Origin of the sequence: Serratia microhaemolytica (genome assembly GCF_004011885.1) — a bacterium.
In the GTDB taxonomy this organism is placed as follows: domain Bacteria; phylum Pseudomonadota; class Gammaproteobacteria; order Enterobacterales; family Enterobacteriaceae; genus Serratia_G; species Serratia_G microhaemolytica.
Genome location: NZ_SBEF01000029.1, coordinates 24,188 through 45,576 on the forward strand (window position 1 = coordinate 24,188; position 21,389 = coordinate 45,576).

General features: G+C 49.6%; 18 protein-coding genes and 1 rRNA gene. 11 read left to right on the top strand and 8 right to left on the bottom strand.

Annotated features, from left to right (window positions below; all coding sequences use genetic code 11):
• Positions 1–322 precede the first annotated feature (322 nt).
• Complete coding sequence (djlA, locus tag EOJ37_RS10450; protein WP_127959861.1) at positions 323–1,144, top strand: co-chaperone DjlA; 822 nt, start codon at positions 323–325, stop codon at positions 1,142–1,144.
• Here the strand turns inward: djlA and dppF are convergent.
• The 5 genes from dppF to dppA form a co-directional block, all read right to left on the bottom strand.
• Complete coding sequence (gene dppF, locus EOJ37_RS10455) at positions 1,119–2,129, bottom strand: dipeptide ABC transporter ATP-binding subunit DppF (RefSeq protein ID WP_127959862.1); 1,011 nt, start codon at positions 2,127–2,129, stop codon at positions 1,119–1,121. The genes djlA and dppF overlap by 26 nt on opposite strands.
• Positions 2,126–3,106, bottom strand: coding sequence for a dipeptide ABC transporter ATP-binding protein (gene dppD, locus EOJ37_RS10460; RefSeq protein ID WP_127959863.1), 981 nt, complete (start codon positions 3,104–3,106; stop codon positions 2,126–2,128). Before dppD ends, dppF begins: the two co-directional genes overlap by 4 nt.
• 13 nt (positions 3,107–3,119) lie before the next feature.
• Positions 3,120–4,022: a dipeptide ABC transporter permease DppC gene (dppC, locus tag EOJ37_RS10465; RefSeq protein WP_127959864.1), complete on the bottom strand. Its 903-nt coding sequence runs from the start codon at positions 4,020–4,022 to the stop codon at positions 3,120–3,122.
• An 11-nt stretch (positions 4,023–4,033) separates the two neighbouring features.
• The gene (gene dppB, locus EOJ37_RS10470) at positions 4,034–5,053 is read right to left on the bottom strand and encodes a dipeptide ABC transporter permease DppB (protein ID WP_127959865.1); all 1,020 of its coding nucleotides are present in this window, start codon (positions 5,051–5,053) and stop codon (positions 4,034–4,036) included.
• A gap of 165 nt (positions 5,054–5,218) precedes the next feature.
• Positions 5,219–6,826, bottom strand: a complete 1,608-nt coding sequence (gene dppA, locus EOJ37_RS10475) for a dipeptide ABC transporter periplasmic-binding protein DppA (RefSeq protein WP_127959866.1) — start codon at positions 6,824–6,826, stop codon at positions 5,219–5,221.
• Between the two features lie 1,407 nt (positions 6,827–8,233).
• Here dppA and EOJ37_RS10480 point away from each other — a divergent pair.
• The 5 genes from EOJ37_RS10480 to EOJ37_RS10500 all read left to right on the top strand — a co-directional run bounded on the left by EOJ37_RS10480 (position 8,234) and on the right by EOJ37_RS10500 (position 14,150).
• Positions 8,234–9,541, top strand: a complete 1,308-nt coding sequence (locus tag EOJ37_RS10480; protein WP_127959867.1) for a hypothetical protein — start codon at positions 8,234–8,236, stop codon at positions 9,539–9,541.
• A gap of 447 nt (positions 9,542–9,988) precedes the next feature.
• Positions 9,989–11,176, top strand: a complete 1,188-nt coding sequence (locus EOJ37_RS10485) for an aminotransferase-like domain-containing protein (RefSeq protein WP_127959868.1) — start codon at positions 9,989–9,991, stop codon at positions 11,174–11,176.
• Between the two features lie 104 nt (positions 11,177–11,280).
• The gene (gene ugpQ, locus EOJ37_RS10490) at positions 11,281–12,015 is read left to right on the top strand and encodes a glycerophosphodiester phosphodiesterase (RefSeq protein WP_127959878.1); all 735 of its coding nucleotides are present in this window, start codon (positions 11,281–11,283) and stop codon (positions 12,013–12,015) included.
• 57 nt (positions 12,016–12,072) lie between these two features.
• Positions 12,073–13,029 carry an AEC family transporter gene (locus EOJ37_RS10495; RefSeq protein WP_127959869.1) on the top strand — a complete coding sequence of 319 codons (957 nt, stop codon included), beginning with the start codon at positions 12,073–12,075 and terminating at the stop codon, positions 13,027–13,029.
• Positions 13,030–13,292: 263 nt separating this feature from the next.
• Positions 13,293–14,150 (top strand): carboxylate/amino acid/amine transporter, encoded by an 858-nt coding sequence (locus tag EOJ37_RS10500; protein ID WP_127959870.1) that lies wholly within the window; start codon positions 13,293–13,295, stop codon positions 14,148–14,150.
• Positions 14,151–14,195: 45 nt separating this feature from the next.
• Here the strand turns inward: EOJ37_RS10500 and EOJ37_RS10505 are convergent, their stop codons facing one another.
• Complete coding sequence (locus EOJ37_RS10505) at positions 14,196–16,112, bottom strand: ABC transporter ATP-binding protein (RefSeq protein ID WP_127959871.1); 1,917 nt, start codon at positions 16,110–16,112, stop codon at positions 14,196–14,198.
• Between the two features lie 108 nt (positions 16,113–16,220).
• Here EOJ37_RS10505 and kefG point away from each other — a divergent pair, with 108 nt between their 5' ends.
• From kefG to slyD, 4 genes are all read left to right on the top strand, one after another.
• Complete coding sequence (gene kefG, locus EOJ37_RS10510) at positions 16,221–16,775, top strand: glutathione-regulated potassium-efflux system ancillary protein KefG (RefSeq protein WP_127959872.1); 555 nt, start codon at positions 16,221–16,223, stop codon at positions 16,773–16,775.
• On the top strand, positions 16,775–18,586 hold the full coding sequence (gene kefB, locus EOJ37_RS10515; RefSeq protein WP_127959873.1) for a glutathione-regulated potassium-efflux system protein KefB: 1,812 nt from the start codon (positions 16,775–16,777) through the stop codon (positions 18,584–18,586). Before kefG ends, kefB begins: the two co-directional genes overlap by 1 nt.
• A 13-nt stretch (positions 18,587–18,599) precedes the next feature.
• Complete coding sequence (locus EOJ37_RS10520; protein ID WP_127959874.1) at positions 18,600–18,806, top strand: YheV family putative zinc ribbon protein; 207 nt, start codon at positions 18,600–18,602, stop codon at positions 18,804–18,806.
• A gap of 270 nt (positions 18,807–19,076) precedes the next feature.
• Positions 19,077–19,640, top strand: coding sequence for a peptidylprolyl isomerase (gene slyD, locus EOJ37_RS10525; RefSeq protein WP_127959875.1), 564 nt, complete (start codon positions 19,077–19,079; stop codon positions 19,638–19,640).
• Positions 19,641–19,732: 92 nt separating this feature from the next.
• Here slyD and EOJ37_RS10530 read toward each other — a convergent pair whose 3' ends face one another.
• Complete coding sequence (locus tag EOJ37_RS10530; protein WP_127959879.1) at positions 19,733–19,960, bottom strand: SlyX family protein; 228 nt, start codon at positions 19,958–19,960, stop codon at positions 19,733–19,735.
• Between the two features lie 240 nt (positions 19,961–20,200).
• Between EOJ37_RS10530 and fkpA the strand changes: the two genes are divergently transcribed.
• Positions 20,201–20,968: an FKBP-type peptidyl-prolyl cis-trans isomerase gene (gene fkpA, locus EOJ37_RS10535; RefSeq protein ID WP_127959876.1), complete on the top strand. Its 768-nt coding sequence runs from the start codon at positions 20,201–20,203 to the stop codon at positions 20,966–20,968.
• Positions 20,969–21,267: 299 nt separating this feature from the next.
• Here the strand turns inward: fkpA and rrf are convergent.
• Positions 21,268–21,383, bottom strand: a 5S ribosomal RNA gene (gene rrf / locus EOJ37_RS10540).
• Positions 21,384–21,389: the final 6 nt, after the last annotated feature.

A 21,389-nucleotide genomic window follows, 5' to 3' on the forward strand; every position in this document is an offset into this window, starting at 1 on the left:
CCGCCAACTGTCAGAGACTATATTACTCACGCACGTTGTGCCAGTGTTACAGCTTGATTCGTTACCACACTGTCGCGGTGAGGCGCTCAAGTTGTGAAGCGCTCGAGTTGTTAGGTGCTCGGCTAAATAGGCGCTATGATAATCCAATTCTGGCAAAAAATCGCCTTACTGCTGAGGTATAGGGCAAGTTGAGCAATATTTTTCATCTGTGGTTTGGTGCATGGCGGCTAGCCTGTGGTTCCCAGTTGTGCGGCAATCGGAATGGGAATTTGGTTTCAACACTCGAAAAAGACAACGATAGCCACCGATGGTGGGAGGATATATGCAATTTTGGGGAAAACTACTCTGTGTCATATTCGCTATTTCAGCTGGCGTTGGTTTCTGGGGCGTGCTGGTCGCGCTGATTATTGGTCAGTTGATTGACTCAAATGTCAACAAGCGCCATTCAGCCACAGGTCAACAGCAACAGGTACGGCAGGAGATGTTTTTTCGTACCACATTTCAGGTGATGGGACTGATCAGTAAATCCAAAGGGCGGGTGACTGAGGCAGATATTGAGATGGCGAACCATTTTATGGATCGCTTGCGATTGCCTGAGCGTGGGCGCTTAGCGGCACAACAAGCCTTTCGCCAGGGCAAACAGCCACAGTTTCCATTACGCGCTACCCTGCGTGAGTTGAACCAAGTCTGCACTGGCCGTATTGATCTCAAACTGATGTTTCTGGAAATTCAGCTACAGGCCGCATTTGCTGATGGCTCGCTGCATCCGAAAGAACGTGAAGTGCTGTATGTGATTGCCGAAGAGTTGGCGATCTCCCGCGCACAGTTTGAGCGGTATCTAAACATGATGGCCGCCGGGCAGCAGTTTGAATATGGCCAGCAGCAACAAGGCTATCGCTCTTCTGGTGGCTTTCAGCAGCCAACCCGCCCAACCCTGGAAGATGCCTGCAACGTGTTGGCGGTTAACCCCAGTGATGATGCCATCACCATTAAACGCGCCTACCGTAAACTGATGAGTGAACATCACCCGGATAAGTTAGTCGCCAAAGGGTTACCGCCAGAAATGATGGAGATCGCCAAACAGAAAGCGCAAGCGATCCAGGCCGCCTACGATCTGATCAAACAACAGCGAGGCTTTCGCTAACAGCCAGATCCTCCTGTTCGACCGCAAAACAGGCGATCAACTGGTCACCGTAAGGGGTTAATTGTGGCTGAGCCGTCATGCAGCGGCTAAACGCATAGCGGCAACGGGCATTAAAGGCACAACCGGGTGGTGGATTGATCGGGCTTGGCAATTCACCGGTCAGTCTGATGCGTTCACGGCGCATTGCGTGATCCAAACGTGGTGTTGCCGATAACAACGCTTGGGTATAAGGATGACGCGGGTGGTTAAAGACCGCCTGTTTGCTGCCCTGCTCAACGCAACGCCCCAGGTACATCACCATCACTTCATCCGCGATATGTTCCACCACCGACAGATCATGCGAGATGAACACGTAGGAGAGCCCAAGCTCCTGCTGTAGATCCATCATCAGATTCAGCACCTGCGCACGCACCGAGACATCCAGTGCCGACACAGGCTCATCCGCGATCACTACATCAGGGTTAAGCATCAGACCACGGGCAATGGCGATGCGCTGGCGCTGACCACCAGAGAACATATGTGGATAACGCAGGTAATGTTCCGTTTTTAGCCCTACCTTCGCCATCATCTCCAGTGCTTTTTCGCGCCGCTCAGCACTGCTGAGTCTACTGTTGATCAACAGCGGCTCTTCAAGGATTTGCCCTACCTTCTTACGTGGATTGAGCGAAGCGTAAGGGTTTTGAAACACAATCTGAATTTTTTGCCGCCGCAATTTTTCTGCGGTCACATCTGGCGTAAGCAGATCCTGCCCCTGGAAATAGAGCTGGCCTGATGTCGGTTGTTCGATCATGGTTAACAGCCGACCCAATGTCGACTTACCACAACCTGATTCGCCGACCACTGCCAGCGTTTTGCCTCGCTCTAGCGTGAACGAAACACCATCCAGCGCTTTGACCTGCTGCATACCGGCAAACATGCCTTTCTTGACTGAATAGTGCTTTTTCAGGTCGATCGCCTGTAATAACGGAGGGGCTATCTGGTTCATTCACTCGGTCTCCCGGCATCATCCAATGGGGTATGGCACTTCACTAGCCGACCAGAAAGGTTGATCAGTGCAGGCTCTTCAACACGACAACGTTGCCCAGCGTAGGGACAGCGCGGGTTTAACAGACATCCCTGTGGGCGATCATACTTACCTGGCACCACTCCGGGTAATGAGGCAAGACGACTCTTATCTGTGGCGAACTCGGGTAACGCACGCAAAAGAGCCTGAGTGTAAGGGTGGCGTGGAGCCTGAAATATTTCTGCCGCGCTGCCTGCTTCGACCACTTGCCCGGCATACATCACAATGATGTGTTGTGCCGCCTCGGCGACCAGTGCCAAGTCGTGCGTGATCAGCAGCAGCGCCATATTTTCACGCTGCTGTAACTCTAGAAGTAGTTCAATAATTTGCGCTTGGATCGTCACATCGAGAGCCGTGGTCGGCTCATCGGCAATCAGCAGTTTCGGTTGGCAGGCGATCGCCATCGCGATCATCACCCGCTGACTCATGCCACCAGAGAGTTGGTGCGGGTAAACATCGAGCCGAGAGGCCGGATCAGGAATGCCCACTTGAGTCAACAGCTCAATCGCCCGCTGGCGTCGGCTACGGCGGCTACCACCCTGATGCACTTTCAACGCTTCCATAATCTGATAGCCGACGCTGTAGCAGGGGTTCAGGCTAGTCATTGGATCCTGGAAAATCATCGCCACTTCAGCACCAACCAGTTGGCTGCGTTGCTTTTCCGAGATGCTACGCAGATCATGTCCGTTAAATTGCAGCTTTTCAGCCATTACCCGCCCTGGGTAATCAATCAAGCCCATGATCGCCAGTGAGCTGACTGATTTACCAGAACCTGACTCACCAACGATACCGACTACCTGCCCCTGCTCGATGGTGTAGCTAATGCGATCTACCGCGCGAAACGGCGCGGTTTCATCACCGAAATGTACTGACAGTTGTTCAACTTCTAATAGTGCCATGCTCTATTCCTCGTTACTGCTTAAGCTTGGGGTCAAGGGCATCGCGCAAACCATCACCCATCAAGTTGAATGCCAATACGGTGAGCAGGATCGCCACGCCAGGAAAGGTGACAACCCACCAGGCAGTTTGTGCAAACTGCAATACATCCGAGAGCATAGTGCCCCACTCTGGCGTTGGTGGCTGAGCACCCATACCGAGAAAGCCGAGTGCAGCCATGTCAAGAATAGCGTTGGAAAAACCGAGTGAAGCCTGCACAATCAGCGGTGCCAAGCAGTTAGGCAAGATGTTGACGAACATCTGACGCATTGATCCGGCACCTGCAACACGCGAAGCGGTGACATAATCACGATTCACCTCAACCAGCACCGCAGCGCGAGTCAAGCGAATGTAATGCGGCAATGCCACAAAAGTGAGTGCCAACGACGCATTAACAATCGAGGGGCCAAAGATCGCCACCAGCACAAGCGCCAACAGCAGGCTTGGCAGTGCCAGCATGATGTCGACCAGGCGCATGAGCAGTGCATCAACCACACCGCCGAAATAGCCGGCCAGTAGACCAAAAATCACCCCCAGCATCAGCGACAGTAACACCACCAGACAGCCGACCAGCAACGATAGGCGAGCACCATGCATCAGACGTGAAAGGATATCGCGCCCAACATCATCAGTACCAAGAGGAAACAGCCAACTGCCACCATCCAGCCAGGCTGGCGGCCTCAGTAATGCGTCACGAAACTGCTCACCAGGCAGATGTGGGGCCAAGTAGTCTGCCGCGACCGCCACCACCAGCATTACAACAATATAAACCAGGCCAACCACCGCCCCTTTATTGCGTTTGAAGTAGTGCCAAAACTCCTGCCTGGGTGTCAGCGGCGCGGGTGGGTGAGTGATAGCCGACTCAGTAATTTGAGACATAAATGCGCCCCCTATTTCTTATGACGAATACGTGGATTAACAACACCGTAGAGCAGATCCACCAGCAAGTTAACCAGAATGATCGTACAGGCAACTAATAGCACTCCGCCCTGTACTACCGGATAGTCGCGGCGCTGCAAGGCATCCATCAACCAGCGACCAATACCTGGCCAAGAGAAGATGGTTTCGGTCAGGATCGCGCCAGAGAGCAGAGAACCAACCTGTAGACCAATCACCGTCACTACGGGCAGCAAAGCGTTGCGCAATGCATGTACCACAATCACCCGCATCCGGCTCAGCCCCTTGGCGCGTGCAGTACGGATGTAATCTTCCGCCAGCACTTCCAGCATTGACGAACGGGTCATGCGCACAATCACCGCCAGTGGAATTGTCCCCAAGACCACCGCTGGCAAGATCAAGTGCATGACTGCATCAACAAAATCACCGCTTTCACCCCAGAACAGGGTATCGATCAGCATAAAGCCAGTCAGCGGTAAACTCTCATCCAGAAATACCGTATCGCTGACTCGCCCTGATACTGGGGTTAAGTTGAGCTGTACTGAAACCAGCATGATCAGCATCATGCCCCACCAGAAGATCGGCATTGAGTAACCCGTGAGCGAGATGCCAACTGCGGTGTGATCAAACAGTGATCCGCGCTTCACCGCCGCCAAGACACCAATCGGTATGCCAACCATGACCGCAAACAGCATCGCAAACAAGCCAAGCTCCAGTGTGGCTTGAAAACGCGGTACAAACTCCAGCCAAACCGGTATGCGGCTTTTCAGTGATAGACCGAGATCACCCTGTAACACGTTGCCAATGTAGATGAAATATTGTTGATAAAGCGGTTTGTCCAATCCCATCTCTGCCATCAGTTGTGCATGGCGTTCTGCCGAGATCCCTCGCTCACCGGCCATGATGGTTACCGGATCACCTGGGATCATGTGAACAAAGGCAAAAGTGAGCAAAGTGATACCAATAAATGTTGGGATCACCAACGCCAAGCGGCGGAGTATAAACTGCAACATAGCCGAACTCTCTATTAGGAAGTGCCCACTAGCTCAGGTAGCTACCAGGCGGGTTAACCGCGATCTCTTGCTCAAGTAACGAACAAAGACCAGGAGCAATCGCTTGTCCTGGTCTGTTGATTCAGCAGTTATCGAGTAACGCGCAGCAGGCCAGTTATCGCCGAGTTAATCGAGAGACACCTGCTCAAAATGATGCAAACTCAATGGGTCAACAACATAATTTTTTACCTCTTTACGCACTGGCTCATACACCGTTGAGTGAGCAATCATCATGGCTGGTGCCTGTTGTTGCATCACCACCTGTGCCTGTTGGTAAAGTTCGCTGCGCTTATGTTGATCGGGTTCTGAACGCGCTAGCTGGATCAGCTCTTCAAACGGCTGATAACACCAACGCGAATAATTTGATGCATCTTTGGCTGCAGAACAGCTAAACAGGGTATTAAAGAAATTGTCCGGGTCGCCGTTGTCTCCCATCCAGCCCGTCATCATCGCCTGATGTTCACCATTCCTAGCGCGCTTCAGATATTCGCCCCACTCGTAGCTGACAATCTTGGCTTTCACACCAATTTTTGCCCAATCCGCCTGGATCATCTCTGCCATGCGACGTGCATTCGGGTTATAAGGACGTTGTACCGGCATCGCCCACAGTTCAATCGAGAAACCCTCTGCTAAACCAGCCTGATTAAGCAGTGCTTTTGCTTTGACAGGATCGTAGGGGTAATCGCTGACTTGATCGTTGTAGCTCCATATGGTGGGGGGTAGCAGGTTTTTTGCTGCCACACCAGAAGCTTGATAAACCGCATCGATAATCGCCGATTTGTTAACCGCCATTATCAGCGCTTGACGCACTTTTAAGTTATCTAACGGTTTTTTCTCCATATTAAATGCCAGGTAGCCAATGTTCAGACCTGGCTGCTCCATCAGGGTAATCGACTTATCCTGTCTAATACGTGCTAGATCCGCCGGATTGGGCGCAACCATCACATGGCACTCTTTTTTCTGCATTTTAGCGTAGCGAACTGACGCATCCGGTGTGATGGTAAACACCAGGCGGTCGATCTTCGGCTGATTACCCCAATAGCCGTCAAACGCTTTGTAAAGAATACGCGCATCTTTCTGATATTGCTGTAACTGGAATGGCCCGGTTCCAATTGGATTAAGATCAACCTTCTCTGGCGTGCCTGCCTGCATCATCTTGTCGGCATACTCAGCTGACAGGATCGAGGAAAAACCCATCGCCAAGTTAGCGAGCAGCGGCGATTCAGGGCGATTCAGATGGAAACGCACGGTGTAATCATCCAGTTTCTCGATTCGCTCAATCAACGCATCCATCCCCATGCCTTGGAAATACTCGTAAGTACCGCCAGAGACCTTATGGTAAGGGTGATTGACATCCAATTGGCGCAGGAAAGAGAACAGCACATCATCCGCATTCAGCGTGCGTGTCGGTTTAAAATTCTTACTGCTTTGCCACTGCACCCCTTTACGCAGGTAAAAGGTGTAAGTTTTGCCATCGTCGCTGATCTGCCAGCGCTCTGCCAGCCCTGGCCCCAGTTCTGTAGTACCTAGCTTAAACTCCAACAGCCGGTTGTAGATCGGTACTGCACTGGCATCCAGTGTAATACCCGAAGTGAATAGTTGCGGGTTGAACCCTTCCGGAGAACCCTCAGAGCAATAAACCAGCGTTTTAGCCTGCACACTGGCAACGACTGCCAGTGCCATGAGCCCGACACTGAACTTTACGATCCCTGACTTACCAAAGGAACTTTTCATTATTTAGGCTCCGTGATTAATGTGGTGTAGATTAATGCCCACCCCTATTTTTTAGTTATCTAGGCGAGCACGCAGTACCAGAAGGCAGAAAATTAGCTAGTGGTAATAAATAGAGAGATAACCACCAAACTGCAGCGCACAAGTCAAAGGACCATCACGACAGCAAACGGAAATCCCGCCTACAGCCGCTTTCCTCCTCCTCATGCACACCCAGAACTTCACAAGTTGCCAACTGTTTTGGTTATCGTCAACCTCACCTGATCCGCTTCACCACAAATTTAGCCATAATAAAAGAGGGTTTATCCTGTGAGATGCAGAACTAAAAACTATAAAAATAAATAAAATCGAAATTAAAAATTATTTTCATGGCGCAATAAAGATTAAAATTCTAAGTTTTTTAATCGGTTAAACTTGAGAGGTTTGGTCGTTTTTCCTACTGATTGAACAGATATCCACGTATTTTGACCAGACTATACTGTAACAACAACAGTAAGCTTGCTATCGATACCCATTTTTCTGTTAGCCATTATCGCTAACTTTCTGAGTTAGCTTACAGAGATAGCAACTACCTATTAGGAAAGAATTGTTACTCTTTAATCGCTCCAGCGATCCCATGAATCCGTCATGCGGTCTGTAACTTGTCCACTCAATTTCTGATTCATAAGTCACCAAAGTGCAAAAAGCAACCAATAAAAGCCAATAATGATCAATAAATAAATTTTGATTGTTAATTTCTATCAAATTCAGATATTAGATCGCCCCTGCTGATCTAAGTTTATTTTTATTTTATGATTTGAAATGGTTAAATAGTCTCAGCCCTCACCAAATTATCATTAGCAAATCCGCTTTATTATCTCGGCATGGCCGCGCATTCATCACGGTATTCACCGCCTCTTTCATACTCCATCCACCGGCAGTCAACAATCCTGACAGCTACCGATTTAGCCACCAGCGATCGCCAACGAACGAATGAAAATAACGTGATGAATTAGCTTTCATGACACCAAACAGCGATCACCTGGCTTTGCAGTATCTCGCCGCAGCAAAAATCTGTTGATGTAATCGGAAATTCGCTACGGATTTAGAACGAAGAAAATCAAGATCGAACAAATAAGTGCAATCAATAACCAAAAACTATTAACAATATTAATCTGATCGTTTTCATTGATCTTAGTTTAACTTTTTTTTACACTAGTGGCCTGCTGAGTAATAAATTTAAATTTGACAATAAAATCAGCATTTTAAGAGGTTTAGATGGAGTGGGGAGCAGACTAGCCCGCCTTTTTCGACAGAAAAAAAGACGAGCATAGAGCAAAAAAGTTGGCAACATTTGTCCAATTATAACCAACCAATCTTAAACATTTTAAAAACAATTAATGTTTCTTACCGTCTTACAGGGAGATTTAAATGAACGAAAATCACGTTATCAGCAAACACGCGACTTCGGTACTTACCTCAGTGCAGACTAATGCATTAGGTACCCTGATGGCTCGTCGTGATCGATTGCTGACGCTGTTACTGAGTAGTGCTCTGATCGCAACGATGCCGAGTTACGCAATCACCACTGTGGTCGTTCCAGCCGGCCAAGAGGGTATTATCGGTAGTACACCGTTTTTACCCAATTCAACAATTTCTACTACCAGTTCTTTAGGATTACCCACTTTGGCGGTTGAAGTGGCTGTGACCACTGCCGCCGCCGGTGTTCGATGTGCCAAAATCACTGATAGCGATGTTGCGCTCGGTTGGAAAAGCAAGGTGTACGGTTTTAAGTTAACCGGACCTACCCCAGGCGCGGTGCTACTGACCGAAGGACATGCATCATGGAAAAAAGTGATACAAGGGGGAGCTCCACTTGTCGTTACGCCTCTGCAAGGGACTACCACTTTCACTATGGGGCGTTGGTCTAGCGTTTTTTCACCCAGTACTCTCAATTATACCCGTGCCGAGAGTCAATCTGATGGAGATAGCCAGCCAACAGTCAGCGACGCTTATAAAGGGATCAGTTGCAGCTCTATCGTCAATGCTACCGAGTATTCTCCACATAGCTGGAAAAGCAGCGAACCAAGTAGCTCATCCCTAAACGTGCGTTTTTTAATTGACGCGCCAAAAGGTGGCTTACAACCTGGTGTCTATACTGCCCCGCAACTGTTCCATCTCGACTATGCAGGTGCCAAATCGACAAGGGCAGAGTTAGATCCGATCCAAATCACTGTTGCCAATAACTCCTGCTCACTCAATACACCGTCAACAGTGACATTCTCCGGAGTTAATTATCAGGAAACACCGACAAGTTATGTTGTGTTGTTGCGCAGGAGTTCTGACATCACCGTTGAGTGCAATGCAGCCAGCACAGAGTTCACTCCTTGGCTCTATGTGACTGCCTCTGGTATTTCAACAGGACGCAGCAGTTCAAGCAGCGATTTAGCGCTGGTAGGAACAGATGGCAAAGTCTCCGAGCAGATGGTCATTCGTGGTCAATGGGGAGATAACATTGCCCCCTCGGGGGAGATCGGGTGTGCAATCAATACCAATCAGGTGAACAATATTATGGATTTCTCCGGGAGGAATGGCTATCAGCTGATCCAAAAAACAGTCTATGACACAAATAAAACATTCAAACGCTATATGCACTTTACCCTTTGTAAGCTCAGCGCAAATAACCTGACTGCCGATGAGTACACGGCTCAGGCGACAGTGTTTCTCGTGCAGAGATAAACCAATATCCCCTTTGGGGCAGCTCGGTAAACTGCCCCAACCACCGCTTGCGTGCAACCTTTTAGCAAGCGGTGATTTTTTTTCTTACTACCGCTAACTACTCCACTGTAAACCAGACTACCGGTTAGCTTAACCTCTCGCCGAAGGGATCAGCACGATTAGATTGGGAAGATGCTAAAACCGTGGCCAATTTTGCTTGACCATTTCATCTGGTTACTGATCACCCTATATGCTGGCAACTCACTGACCTCATCACTTGCACTAATATCGACAGGTATATAATTAGTAGCGATCTCTTGTTTCTTCTCTTTGCCACCTTCATGATGTTGAAACACGTTTGCGGCAGAGATCACTCACTGTCAGGATCGTCTGTTTGCGCCGCCGCTCCCGGTGGTTGAATTTTTTAAGTCATCAGGGTTGTTACCCATTTTTTAACGAGAATATGTCATGAATACCGAAGGATTACTTGCTCAGCGCATCGTCAACATCAAAAGCTCAGCTATTCGCGAATTGCTCAAACACAGCAAAATGGAGCAGGTCATTTCGTTAGCCGGTGGTATCCCTTCTGATGCGCTGTTTGATTTCGAAGGATTGAGCATTGCCACACAGCAGGCGATTAGCGAACAACCAAAGAGCGCATTCCAGTATGGCCTGACTGAGGGTAGCCCACTGCTACGTGAACGCATCTGTGCGCTCTGCCAGCAGCGTGGTGTCTTTGCTCAGCCTGATGATGTGTTGATTACTGCTGGATCGCAGCAAGCTCTTGATCTGGTGATGCGTGCGCTGGTTAATCCAGGCGATCTGTTTGTGGTGGAACGCCCAACCTATCTGGCAGCATTGCAGACGTTGGAGTTGGCAGAAGCCAACATTCTCTCGGTGGGTTCTGATAGTGATGGAATGCGCGTCGATGAGCTAGAACAACTGCTAAAAACCCATAAGATTAAAGGCGTCTATGTGGTGCCTAATTTTGGCAATCCGAGTGGGCTGACGCTGAGCCTCGAACGTCGCGAGCAGTTGGTGAAACTAGCAGTAGAGCACAATTTCCTGATTATTGAAGATGATCCTTATGGCGAATTGCGCTTCAGCGATGAACGCCACACTACGCTGTATCAAGTTTCGCAGCAGCTATTCGGTCACTGTGAAAATATTATCTATACCTCCAGTTTTTCCAAAATTCTGGCACCGGGTCTGCGATTGGGCTGGGCGATCCTGCCACCTTTCTTGTTGCAGAAAGTCGCCATCATTAAGCAAGCCGCAGATCTCCATGCCAGTGCTTTGTCGCAAAGTATCGTCGAATGCTATTTGGGTCTCGATCGCCTGCCAGCGCAGATCGAGAAAATCCGCGCTGTCTATCGACAAAAATGTCAGATACTTGCCGATTTGTTGCAACAGCAACTTGGCGATGTGATCAGTTTTGATATGCCGAAAGGCGGTATGTTTCTCTGGGTTCGTTTTCGCCAACCATTCAATGCTACCGAATGGTTACAGGAGACACTCAAGCAGGGCGTGGTGTTCGTGCCTGGCGAGTACTTCTTTGCTGAACAACCTGATCGCTCAACGTTCCGGTTGTCGTTCGCCACGGCTAGCGAGGCACAAATGCAAGAAGCCGTAGCACGGTTGCGGCGTGCACTGTAACGTCAGTTTCCGGGCAGCACATCGTTGTCCGGATAAATCCGCAAACGCGGTAACTCTCTTGATTTAACAACCACTGTGTGGCTGCAAAGGTGGACTCAATGACAATGTCTCTCTGGCCCTATCCACGAATTGTTGCCCACCGTGGTGGCGGATCTCTGGCACCAGAAAATACCTTGGCAGGGATTGATGTTGCTGCATCCTACCGCCATAAGATGATCGAGTTTGATGTCAAACTGAGCAGTGATGATCAGCCGTTTTTGTTACACGACGATACACTGGAACGCACCAGCAATGGCCATGGTATCGCCGGTGAGCTGCCTTGGCAGATGTTGGCGACTCTGGATGCGGGCAGTTGGTATGGTGCCGGTTTCCGTGGCGAACGTTTGCCACTACTGGCACAGGTTGCTGAGCGCTGTCGACAGCATGGCATGTTAGCCAATATTGAGATCAAACCAACAGCAGGTTGTGAACAGAGAAGTGGGCAAGTGATCGCGCTCGCGGCAAGTCGCTTGTGGCAGCAGCAAACCGCTCCGCTACTCTCTTCCTTCTCAATCACTGCTCTGGCAGCGGCACAATATTACGCCCCAGAACTGCCGCGTGGCTTACTGTTAGAACAGTGGGATAACGGTTGGCAAGCACTTACCAGCAAGTTGGGGTGCCTGTCGCTGCATATTGACCATCTAGCGTTGAATGCCGAACGGGTCTCTGAGCTAAAACAGGCTGGGCTATATATTCTGGCCTATACCGTTAACCAGCCAGAACGTGCGCGTTTGTTGTTGCACTGGGGCGTTGACTCGATTTGTACCGACCAGATAGATTTAATCGGTGCAGATTTTTAATTCGGCGACTTTCGCAAGGCTGTTTGGTGTTAGCGCCACTCGCTAGGAAGGATTGTGATGCCTGCCTTTGTCATTTCGTTATGGCACCAACTTGTGCTCTCTCTGCCGCTTTTTGTGTTAATTATGCTTGGCTTTGGCCTGATCCGCTGGGGAAAATGGCCAACCACCATCACTGATGCCCTTAGTCGTTTTGTCTTCTCACTGGCGTTGCCTGCAATGCTGTTTCGCATGATGTGGCAGTTCGCCAAACGCCCAACTGTTGATGCCAGGCTACTGATTGCATTTTTCGGCAGTTGTCTGCTGGTGTTTATCATCGGTCGCTTACTGGCGCGCTATCTGTTTAAGCTGGACGGTGTCTCCGGTTCAGTGTTCGCGCTCGGTGGCATCTTTTCCAATAATGTGATGCTTGGCTTACCACTGGCAACGCTGATGCTTGGAGAAGAGGCGATCCCGGCTGTGGCGCTGGTGTTGGTGTTCAATGGATTAACACTGTGGACGTTAGTTACTGTCTCGGTTGAGTGGGCACGTAATGGTTCGCCAACGCTACACGGCTTTATCAAAACCGTGCGTGCAGTATTCACCAATCCACTGATCATCGGTATTTTATCCGGTACCCTGCTTGGGTTAAGCAATGTGCCTTTACCACAGTTCGTCGATCAACCGCTCAGTATGCTTGGCCAAATTGCTGCACCTATGTCACTGATTGTACTTGGCATGGGGTTAGCCACTTACTCGTTACGCCGTGGCTGGCAGTTGAGCAGTGCCATCTGTGTGCTGAAGTTGATTATTCAACCTCTGGTGGTGTGGTTGCTGGCTCGGCTGCTTGATCTGCCACCGTTAGAGACACAAGTGGTTGTGTTGCTTGGTTCGATGGCGGTCGGGGTGAATGTCTATCTGATGTCACGTCAGTTTAATGCGCTGACGGCTGCCACTGCCACCAGCATGGTGATGTCTACCGCACTGTCTGCATTCACCACCCCGCTGATCCTGACGATGCTGGGGGTACAAATTTAGCGTTCGCTAAGCTGAGCGTGAGATTGGCTAAACTTAGTGTGAACTAAACTGAGTGTGAAAGAGTGCCGATGCTGTCTCTGCAACCAACTCACCTCCTTTCCAATACAGGTAAGCGGGATGTCACTGTATCAAATGTGCTTTGCTGCTGCGTTGCGCCAATGCGAACATTTTAACACCACTAGTAAACTTTTTGATTGCTGCATGGTTCACTGATTTTCGCTACAATCCGCATTTGGCCTTCGGTTTGTTAGAGTGAAGTTATCTTGTTTCTATTAATTGTTACTACTATTTTGTGGGCGTTCTCTTTTAGTTTAATTGGCGAATATCTGGCTGGCCAGGTGGATAGTTGGTTCTCGGTATTGGTGCGTATTGCTTTGGCTACAGTGATGTTTCTGCCATTTCTACGTTGGCGTCACATCCGTTGGTCTGTGATTTTGCTCTATATGGCGGTGGGAGCCTGTCAGTTAGGGATTATGTATCTGCTGATATTTCGTGCCTATCTCTATCTCAGTGTGCCGGAGCTACTGTTGTTCACGGTATTGACGCCGCTGTACATCACTTTGATTTATGACTTGCTTAGTCGACGTCGGTTGCGTTGGTCTTATGCTTTGAGTGCTCTGCTGGCGGTGATCGGGGCGGCAATTATTCGCTATCACCAATTGAGTGACCATTTCTGGTGGGGGCTGATGCTGGTGCAAGCTGCCAATATCATTTTTGCCATTGGTATGGTCGGTTATAAACGTTTAATGGAGCTTCATCCATTGCCGCAACATACCGCGTTTTCCTGGTTCTATCTCGGTGCTCTGTTGGTCGCGCTGTTTGCTTGGGGGATATGGGGTAATCCGGCACAACTCCCTACCACTTCGTTACAGTGGGGGATCTTGATTTGGTTGGGGGTGGTGGCTTCTGGCCTTGGCTATTTTATGTGGAACTACGGCGCTACTCAGGTTGATGCTGGTACGCTCGGCATCATGAATAATATGCATGTTCCGGCGGGTCTGCTGGTGAATCTGCTGATTTGGCAGCAACAGATCCACTGGTTCAGTTTCCTTGCCGGTAGCCTGGTGATGATTGCCTCGCTGTGGGTACATCGACATTGGGTTGCACACGGTAGCCGTTAGTCTGCCAGAGCGATAGTGAACCGCCGATGCAGCCTGTCGACTTATTCAAGGCATTGAGCTGGCAGCGTTGATGAGCAGTTCCAGTTGCTCTTGTGCCGCCAGCCAATCACTCTCAGTCTGTTCCAGTGCGCTACGCAACTGATTCTGTTGTTGTAACGCTTCACTCAACTGCGCCTTGCGACTGCCATCATAGATTGCGGGATCAGCCAGTTGTTGCTCAATCAGTGCCAATTTTGCTGCCTGCTTTTCCAACTGCTGTTCCAGTTTGCCAATCTGCTGGCGCAGCGGTTGTGTTTGTGTGCGTAGTTGCGCATCGCGCCGTTTTTGCTCTTTGCGTGCCTGTGCGCTGTTGTCATTCTCCTGCTTTAACTCCCGATCAGGCGTGGTCAGTTTTTGCTGTTCATTTAACCACAGCTGATAATCATCCAGATCACCGGCAAATGGCTCTACTTGTCCATCATGCACCAGGTAGAGTTCATCGGTGGTTGAGCGCAGTAAATGACGATCGTGTGATACCACGACCAGCGCGCCTTCAAAATCAATCAATGCTTCGGTTAATGCTTGGCGCATATCCAGATCAAGGTGGTTAGTTGGTTCATCAAGCAGCAGGAGATTCGGCCGTTGCCAGACAATCAGTGCCAGTACCAGCCGTGCTTTCTCACCACCGGAGAAACGCGCGGTCGCTTCGTTCACTTTGTCCGCTTGAAAACCAAAGCCGCCAAGATAGTCACGCAGTTGCTGTTCCGGTAGCTGCGCAGCAATACGGCTGAGGTGTTGTAATGGCGACTCCTCGGCACGTAAAAACTCTAACTGATGCTGAGCGAAGTAACCCAGTTTGACCCCTTTCGCTAATCCTATTTCGCCAGTGAGCGGTGCTAGTGTTCCCGCCAGCATCTTGATCAAAGTCGATTTGCCCGCTCCATTACGCCCCAATAAACCAATGCGTGAACCCGGCACGAGGTTGAGCTTGATCGAGGCCAAAATTGGCTGGCCATCATACCCGGCGCTCACCTTCTCCATTCTTAGCAGTGGGCTAGGCAGGCTCTCTGGCGGCCGGAACTGAAAGCGGAATGGATTGTCGATATGCGCTGGCGCGATGAGTTCCATTCGCTCCAACATCTTGATGCGGCTCTGTGCCTGCTTCGCTTTTGTCGCTTTGGCACGAAAGCGATCAATGTAGCTCTGCAGGTGTGCCACTTTCTCCTGCTGGCTCTGATACAGCGCCTGCTGTTGTGCCAGTTTGGTGGCGCGCTGGCGTTCAAATGAGGAGTAGTTACCGCTGTACTCGTTGAGACTCTGATTTTCAATGTGCAGGATTTTATCAACGATTGGGTCAAGAAAATCGCGGTCGTGTGAAATCAATAGCAGCGTGCCCTGATAACTTTTCAGCCAGCGCTCTAGCCAGATGACCGCATCCAGATCAAGGTGGTTGGTGGGTTCATCCAGTAGCAGCAGATCAGAACGGCAAAGCAGTGCCTGTGCCAGATTAAGGCGCATACGCCAACCACCGGAAAATTCGCGTACTGGTGTGGTGAACTGTTGGCTGGAAAACCCCAGTCCATGTAATAAACCCGCTGCACGGGAACGAATAGCCCAAGCATCGATAGCATCCAGTTTGCCGTGCAGCAATGCAATCGCATGACCATCATTATGTTGGTTGGCCTGCTGTAGTTGTGCTTCCAGTTGGCGAAATTCGCGATCACCATCGATAACATACTCGATAGCAGCCGTCGCTAGTGCCGGCGTTTCCTGATTGACCCAGGTTAACTGCCAGTTTTGTGGAAAGGTGTAGCTGCCTCCATCTGGCGTTATCTCTCCTTTTAGCAACGCGAATAACGTTGATTTACCACAACCGTTTTTTCCGACCAAGCCTACTTTTTGTCGTGGATTCACCGTTGCGGTGGCATGTTCCAGCAGTACGTGGCTGCCGCGCTGAATTTGTAGTGAAGAGAAGACAATCATAAAACGCCGTTTGTTGATAAAATGTTAGCTATACCGACTGATCTGTCGCTGTTACGTTGCATGGTAACGGAAATCCGCGCGCCTGACGACGCTTTACAGGGGGAATTAATGTCACAACCCACTAAAATTTTACTGTTATATGCTCACCCGGAGTCACAAGATTCAGTGGCTAACCAAGTTTTGTTACAGGCAGCACAGCCGTTGCAGCATGTCACGGTGCGTGATTTATACGCTGAGTATCCCGATTTTTTTATTGATATTCAGTATGAACAACAATTGTTGCGTGAACATCAGATCATTGTGTTTCAACACCCCCTGTATACCTATAGTTGCCCGGCACTGCTGAAGGAGTGGCTCGATCGCGTGTTGTCGCGTGACCTTGCCCGTGCGTTTGGTGGCCGTGCTCTGGCGGGTAAATATTGGCGTTCTGTGATCACTACCGGTGAGCCAGAAATGAGTTATCGCATTGGCGGCTACAATCGCTATCCACTGGAAGAGCTGTTGCGTCCTTTTGAGTTAACCGCCGCAATGTGTCATATGCACTGGCTACCACCACTGATTGTCTATTGGGCACGTCGCCAACGCACAGAAATACTGCTTGACCACGCCAGCAGCTATATGGATTGGCTCTCTAACCCATTGGCAGAAAAGGAGGATAATTGATGGAAAGTTCAACACTGTTGACTGCTGTGTTACTGTTTCTGTTCGCCGCAGTGGTTGCTGTACCCATCGCAGGCCGGTTAGGCATCGGCACCGTGTTGGGTTATCTGATCGCCGGTATCGCGATTGGCCCTTGGGGGTTGGGGTTGATCCGCGATGTTGATCAGATCCTGCACTTTTCCGAGCTTGGCGTTGTTTTTTTAATGTTTATCATTGGATTAGAGTTAAAACCAGCCAAGCTTTGGGAATTAAGACGTTCCATTTTTGGTGTCGGTGCCGCTCAGCTACTGATAACCACCGCGTTATTAGCCTGTTTACTGTATCTTAGCCACTTTGCTTGGCCGGCAGCCATTATCGGTGGTATTGGTCTGGCAATGTCCTCTACCGCAATGGCCCTGCAGGTGATGCGAGAAAAGCGAATGCATCAAAGCGAAGGTGGGCAACTCGGTTTTGCGGTGCTGCTGTTCCAAGATATGGCGGTGATCCCGGCATTAGCACTAATCCCTATTCTGGCCGATTCTGGCGGTAACCAAGATGATTGGCTAAAAGTCGCCACCAAAGTGCTGGCATTGGCTGGTATGTTGATCGGTGGCCGTCTGTTGCTACGCCCACTATTTCGCTATATCGCCGCCTCAGGTATTCGTGAGATTTTCACCGCCGCAGCACTGCTGCTCGTGCTGGGTGCAGCACTGTTCATGGATCTACTCGGTCTCTCAATGGCATTAGGTACTTTTATTGCCGGAGTGCTACTGGCAGAAAGTGAGTACCGCCATGAACTGGAAATTTCTATCGAACCTTTTAAAGGGTTGTTGCTTGGACTGTTCTTCATCTCGGTCGGTATGGCACTCAATATGGGAGTGTTATATACCCATTTGCTGGCAGTGCTGATTGGCGTGTTGATGCTGGTGGTGATTAAGGCACTGGTGCTCTATCTGCTGGCGTATCTATTCGGCTTACGTCGTTTTGTCCGTTTGCAGTTTGCCGGGGTGCTCAGCCAAGGTGGCGAGTTTGCCTTTGTGCTGTTTTCCGCCGCTGCCGCACAACAGTTGTTAAATTCAGAACAATTAGCACTACTGCTGGTGGTGGTGACGCTCTCAATGATGACCACTCCGCTATTAATGCAGATCATCGATCGTATTTTGGCGCATCGCTATAACGATAGAAGCGAACATGACGAGGAAGCACCTGCGGTCGCCGATGATGATCCACAGGTGATCATCGTCGGTTTTGGTCGCTTTGGCCAAATTGTTGGCCGCTTGCTGATGGCAAACAAAATTCGCATCACGATTTTTGAGCGTGATGTCAGTGCGCTGAGTATGCTGCGCCGCTACGGTTATACCGTTTACTATGGCGATGGTACAGAGCTGGAGCTACTGCGTGCCGCCGGCGCAGATAAAGCACAATCGATTGTGATCACCTGCAATGAGCCAGAGAGAGCGATGACTATTGTGCATTTGTGCCAACAATATTTCCCTAATCTCACCATTTTGGCTCGTGCCCGAGGCCGTGTTGAGGCGCATGAGTTGCTACAGGCAGGGGTGACACTGTTCACTCGCGAAACCTTTTCCAGTGCGCTTGAGTTGGGCAGAAAAGCGTTAATCGTGCTGGGGATGCATCCTCATCAAGCCTATCGTGCACAACAACATTTTCGCCGCCTAGATATGCGTATGCTACGTGAATTGATGCCTTCTCACCAAGGTGATGTCGCTGAGATTTCGCGTGTGAAAGAGGCAAGACGCGAACTAGAAGAGTTGTTCCAGCGCGAAATGCAAAAAGATAAACGTCAGTTTTATGACTGGGATGAAGAAGAGTAACTTGAGAGAGCCTATGAGCACGATACGTAAAAGATTTATTGCAGCAGCAGTTTGTCCGCACTGTCAACAGGTTGATACGTTGGCGATCTGGATCGAGAACCAGATTGAACAATGCCAGTGCATTAAATGTGGCTATCAACAGTCACAGTCCGAAGTGGAACTCAAACAACATATTCGCCCGCAGGAACAACTGGTTGCACTGTTCCCGTTGAAGTCATAGTTATTGTGCTGATTTTTTTATCCCATAGAGTACAGCAGCACAGATTTCCGCTACAATCTGCACTGATTTGCCGACAGAGCGTGTGCATAGGTGCTCTGTTCTGGCTAACCGCCAATCTCGATACGCGAAATTGGCCCAGCCAACACCAAAACAACTTGCGGTGTATAAGCGTATAAAGGCCAGATCATACAGAAAACCTAAGCTGATAGATTTTAAGGCATATACTCCTTGTCACTTCTTATGCAAGGGTACCCAACGGTAGGAGATATCATGAAAGTAGCAAAAGACTTGGTCGTCAGCTTGGCTTACCAAGTACGTACAGAAGATGGTGTTTTAGTTGATGAGTCTCCGGTGAGTGCACCGTTGGACTATCTACATGGTCACGGTTCACTGATCAGTGGCCTAGAAAATGCGCTGGAAGGCCGCAGTGTCGGGGAAGAGTTTGATGTTCATGTTGGCGCAAACGATGCTTACGGTAGCTACGATGAGAACCTGGTTCAACGCGTCTCAAAAGATGTATTTATGGGCGTTGACGAGCTAGAGGTGGGTATGCGCTTCCTGGCCGATACGGATCAAGGTCCAGTGCCAGTTGAAATCACCGAAATCGACGGTGACCAGGTCGTGGTTGATGGCAACCACATGCTGGCAGGGCAGAACCTGAACTTCAGTGTCCACGTGGTCGCGGTCCGCGATGCCACTCCAGAGGAGCTAGCTCACGGCCATGTACACGGTGAAGATGATCATCATCATGAACATAGCGGGGGTTGCTGTGGTGGTCATGGACAAGCCAAGAAAAGTGGTTGTAATGGCAACGGCGGTTGTGGCTGTCACTGATCATTTCACGCAGTACATAAAGATGCTGCCCCATTGCTGGGGTAGCGTTACAACGCTGTGCCGCTGTTGTCACTCACTGCCTTGCCAGCATATCAATAATGTGGCGGGGGGGTCTCTTCTGATTGTGCAGCTATCAGTGTTGGTTGAGTGGCACGAAGCTTGTCAGTGAGTAAGCGTAACTGCTCATGAAGCTTAAGCAGATCAAACTGCTGTTTGACCACCGTCTGATTCAGCTCTTCAATCGCCACTTCTTGAAAAGCCAAACGGCTTTCTAAATCCTCTAACCGCTGTAGCAGCGCCTGTTCGCTAGCATCACACATCACGTTACTCCATCACACCATTAACAAAACATGAGCGCCGTATGTTAACAGCCATCAGCTGCTTTGCATTGCATTTTCCCACTGGCTAGCGGGAAAAATATCACGCTCTACCACCTATACCGAGGTAACATGCTAGCCAATTAACTTGCTGGATGATTGTTTTATTCAAGGCAGCTATAGTATTCTAACCTATCTACATAACGACTGTTTGAGGCACTGCTTCAGATACTGGAGAACTAAATGAAATCTTTGTTTAAAGTCGCACTTCTGACAAGCACTATGGCTTTGGCTCTGAATACAGCCCAAGTTATGGCAGCCGATGCAGCAAAACCAAGCAAACCTGCTGCGGCAAGCAAGTTCAAAAGTGAAGATGAACAAGCTGCTTACGCACTCGGTGCATCACTTGGTCTGTACATGGAAAACTCGCTGAAAGAGCAGGAAAAGCTCGGCATCAAACTGAGTAAAAATCAGTTACTCGCTGGTGTGCAAGATGTGTTCGGTGGCAAAAACAAACTGACTAATGAAGAGATCGAAAGCGCACTACAGTCTTTTGAAACTCGCGTAAGAACTGCGGCTCAGGCGAAAATGGATCTCGAAGCAAAAGAGAACGAGACCAAGGGTGCTAAGTATGCAGAAAATTTCGCCAAAGAAAAGGGCGTTAAAAAGACGGAGTCTGGTCTGTTGTACAAAGTTGAGAAAGAGGGTAGTGGCGTAGCACCACAAGAAGCCGATACTATCACTGTTAACTACAAAGGCAGCCTTATCGACGGTACCGTATTTGACAGCTCTTATGAGCGTGGTGAACCACTCAGATTCCGTATGGATAGCGTCATCCCTGGCTGGACCGAAGGATTGAAGTACATCAAGAAGGGCGGAAAAATCCAGTTGGTTATTCCACCTGAACTGGCTTACGGTAAAGCGAATGTTCCTGGTATTCCAGTCAATTCGACTTTGGTATTCGATATCGAGTTGATCGAAGTTGAACCAGCCGATCAAGCTGACCAATAAAGTGGCATAACCGGCGACTCGCACAGGAAGATAAGGATGAGAGGTGAACAATAACCCCCTCACCCAACAGTAGAGAGTAGCAGTGTAAAAGCCAGCCAGATGAAACCGTCGCACAGCTTGCGACGGTTTTTTTATTTTTTAAATCATTTACTTACAATAGCACGACACTCAGACCACTTGAATTCGGCATCGATGAGATGACATCCAGCACAGAAGTGCTGACCTACCAATCACTGCTGACAATCAGCCAAAAAGCAAAACCCCCGTGTACATCAGTACACGGGGGCGCTTCTGTAGGTGCCTGGCAGTGTCCTACTCTCGCATGGGGAGACCCCACACTACCATCGGCGCTACGGCGTTTCACTTCTGAGTTCGGCATGGGGTCAGGTGGGACCACCGCGCTATCGCCGCCAGGCATGTT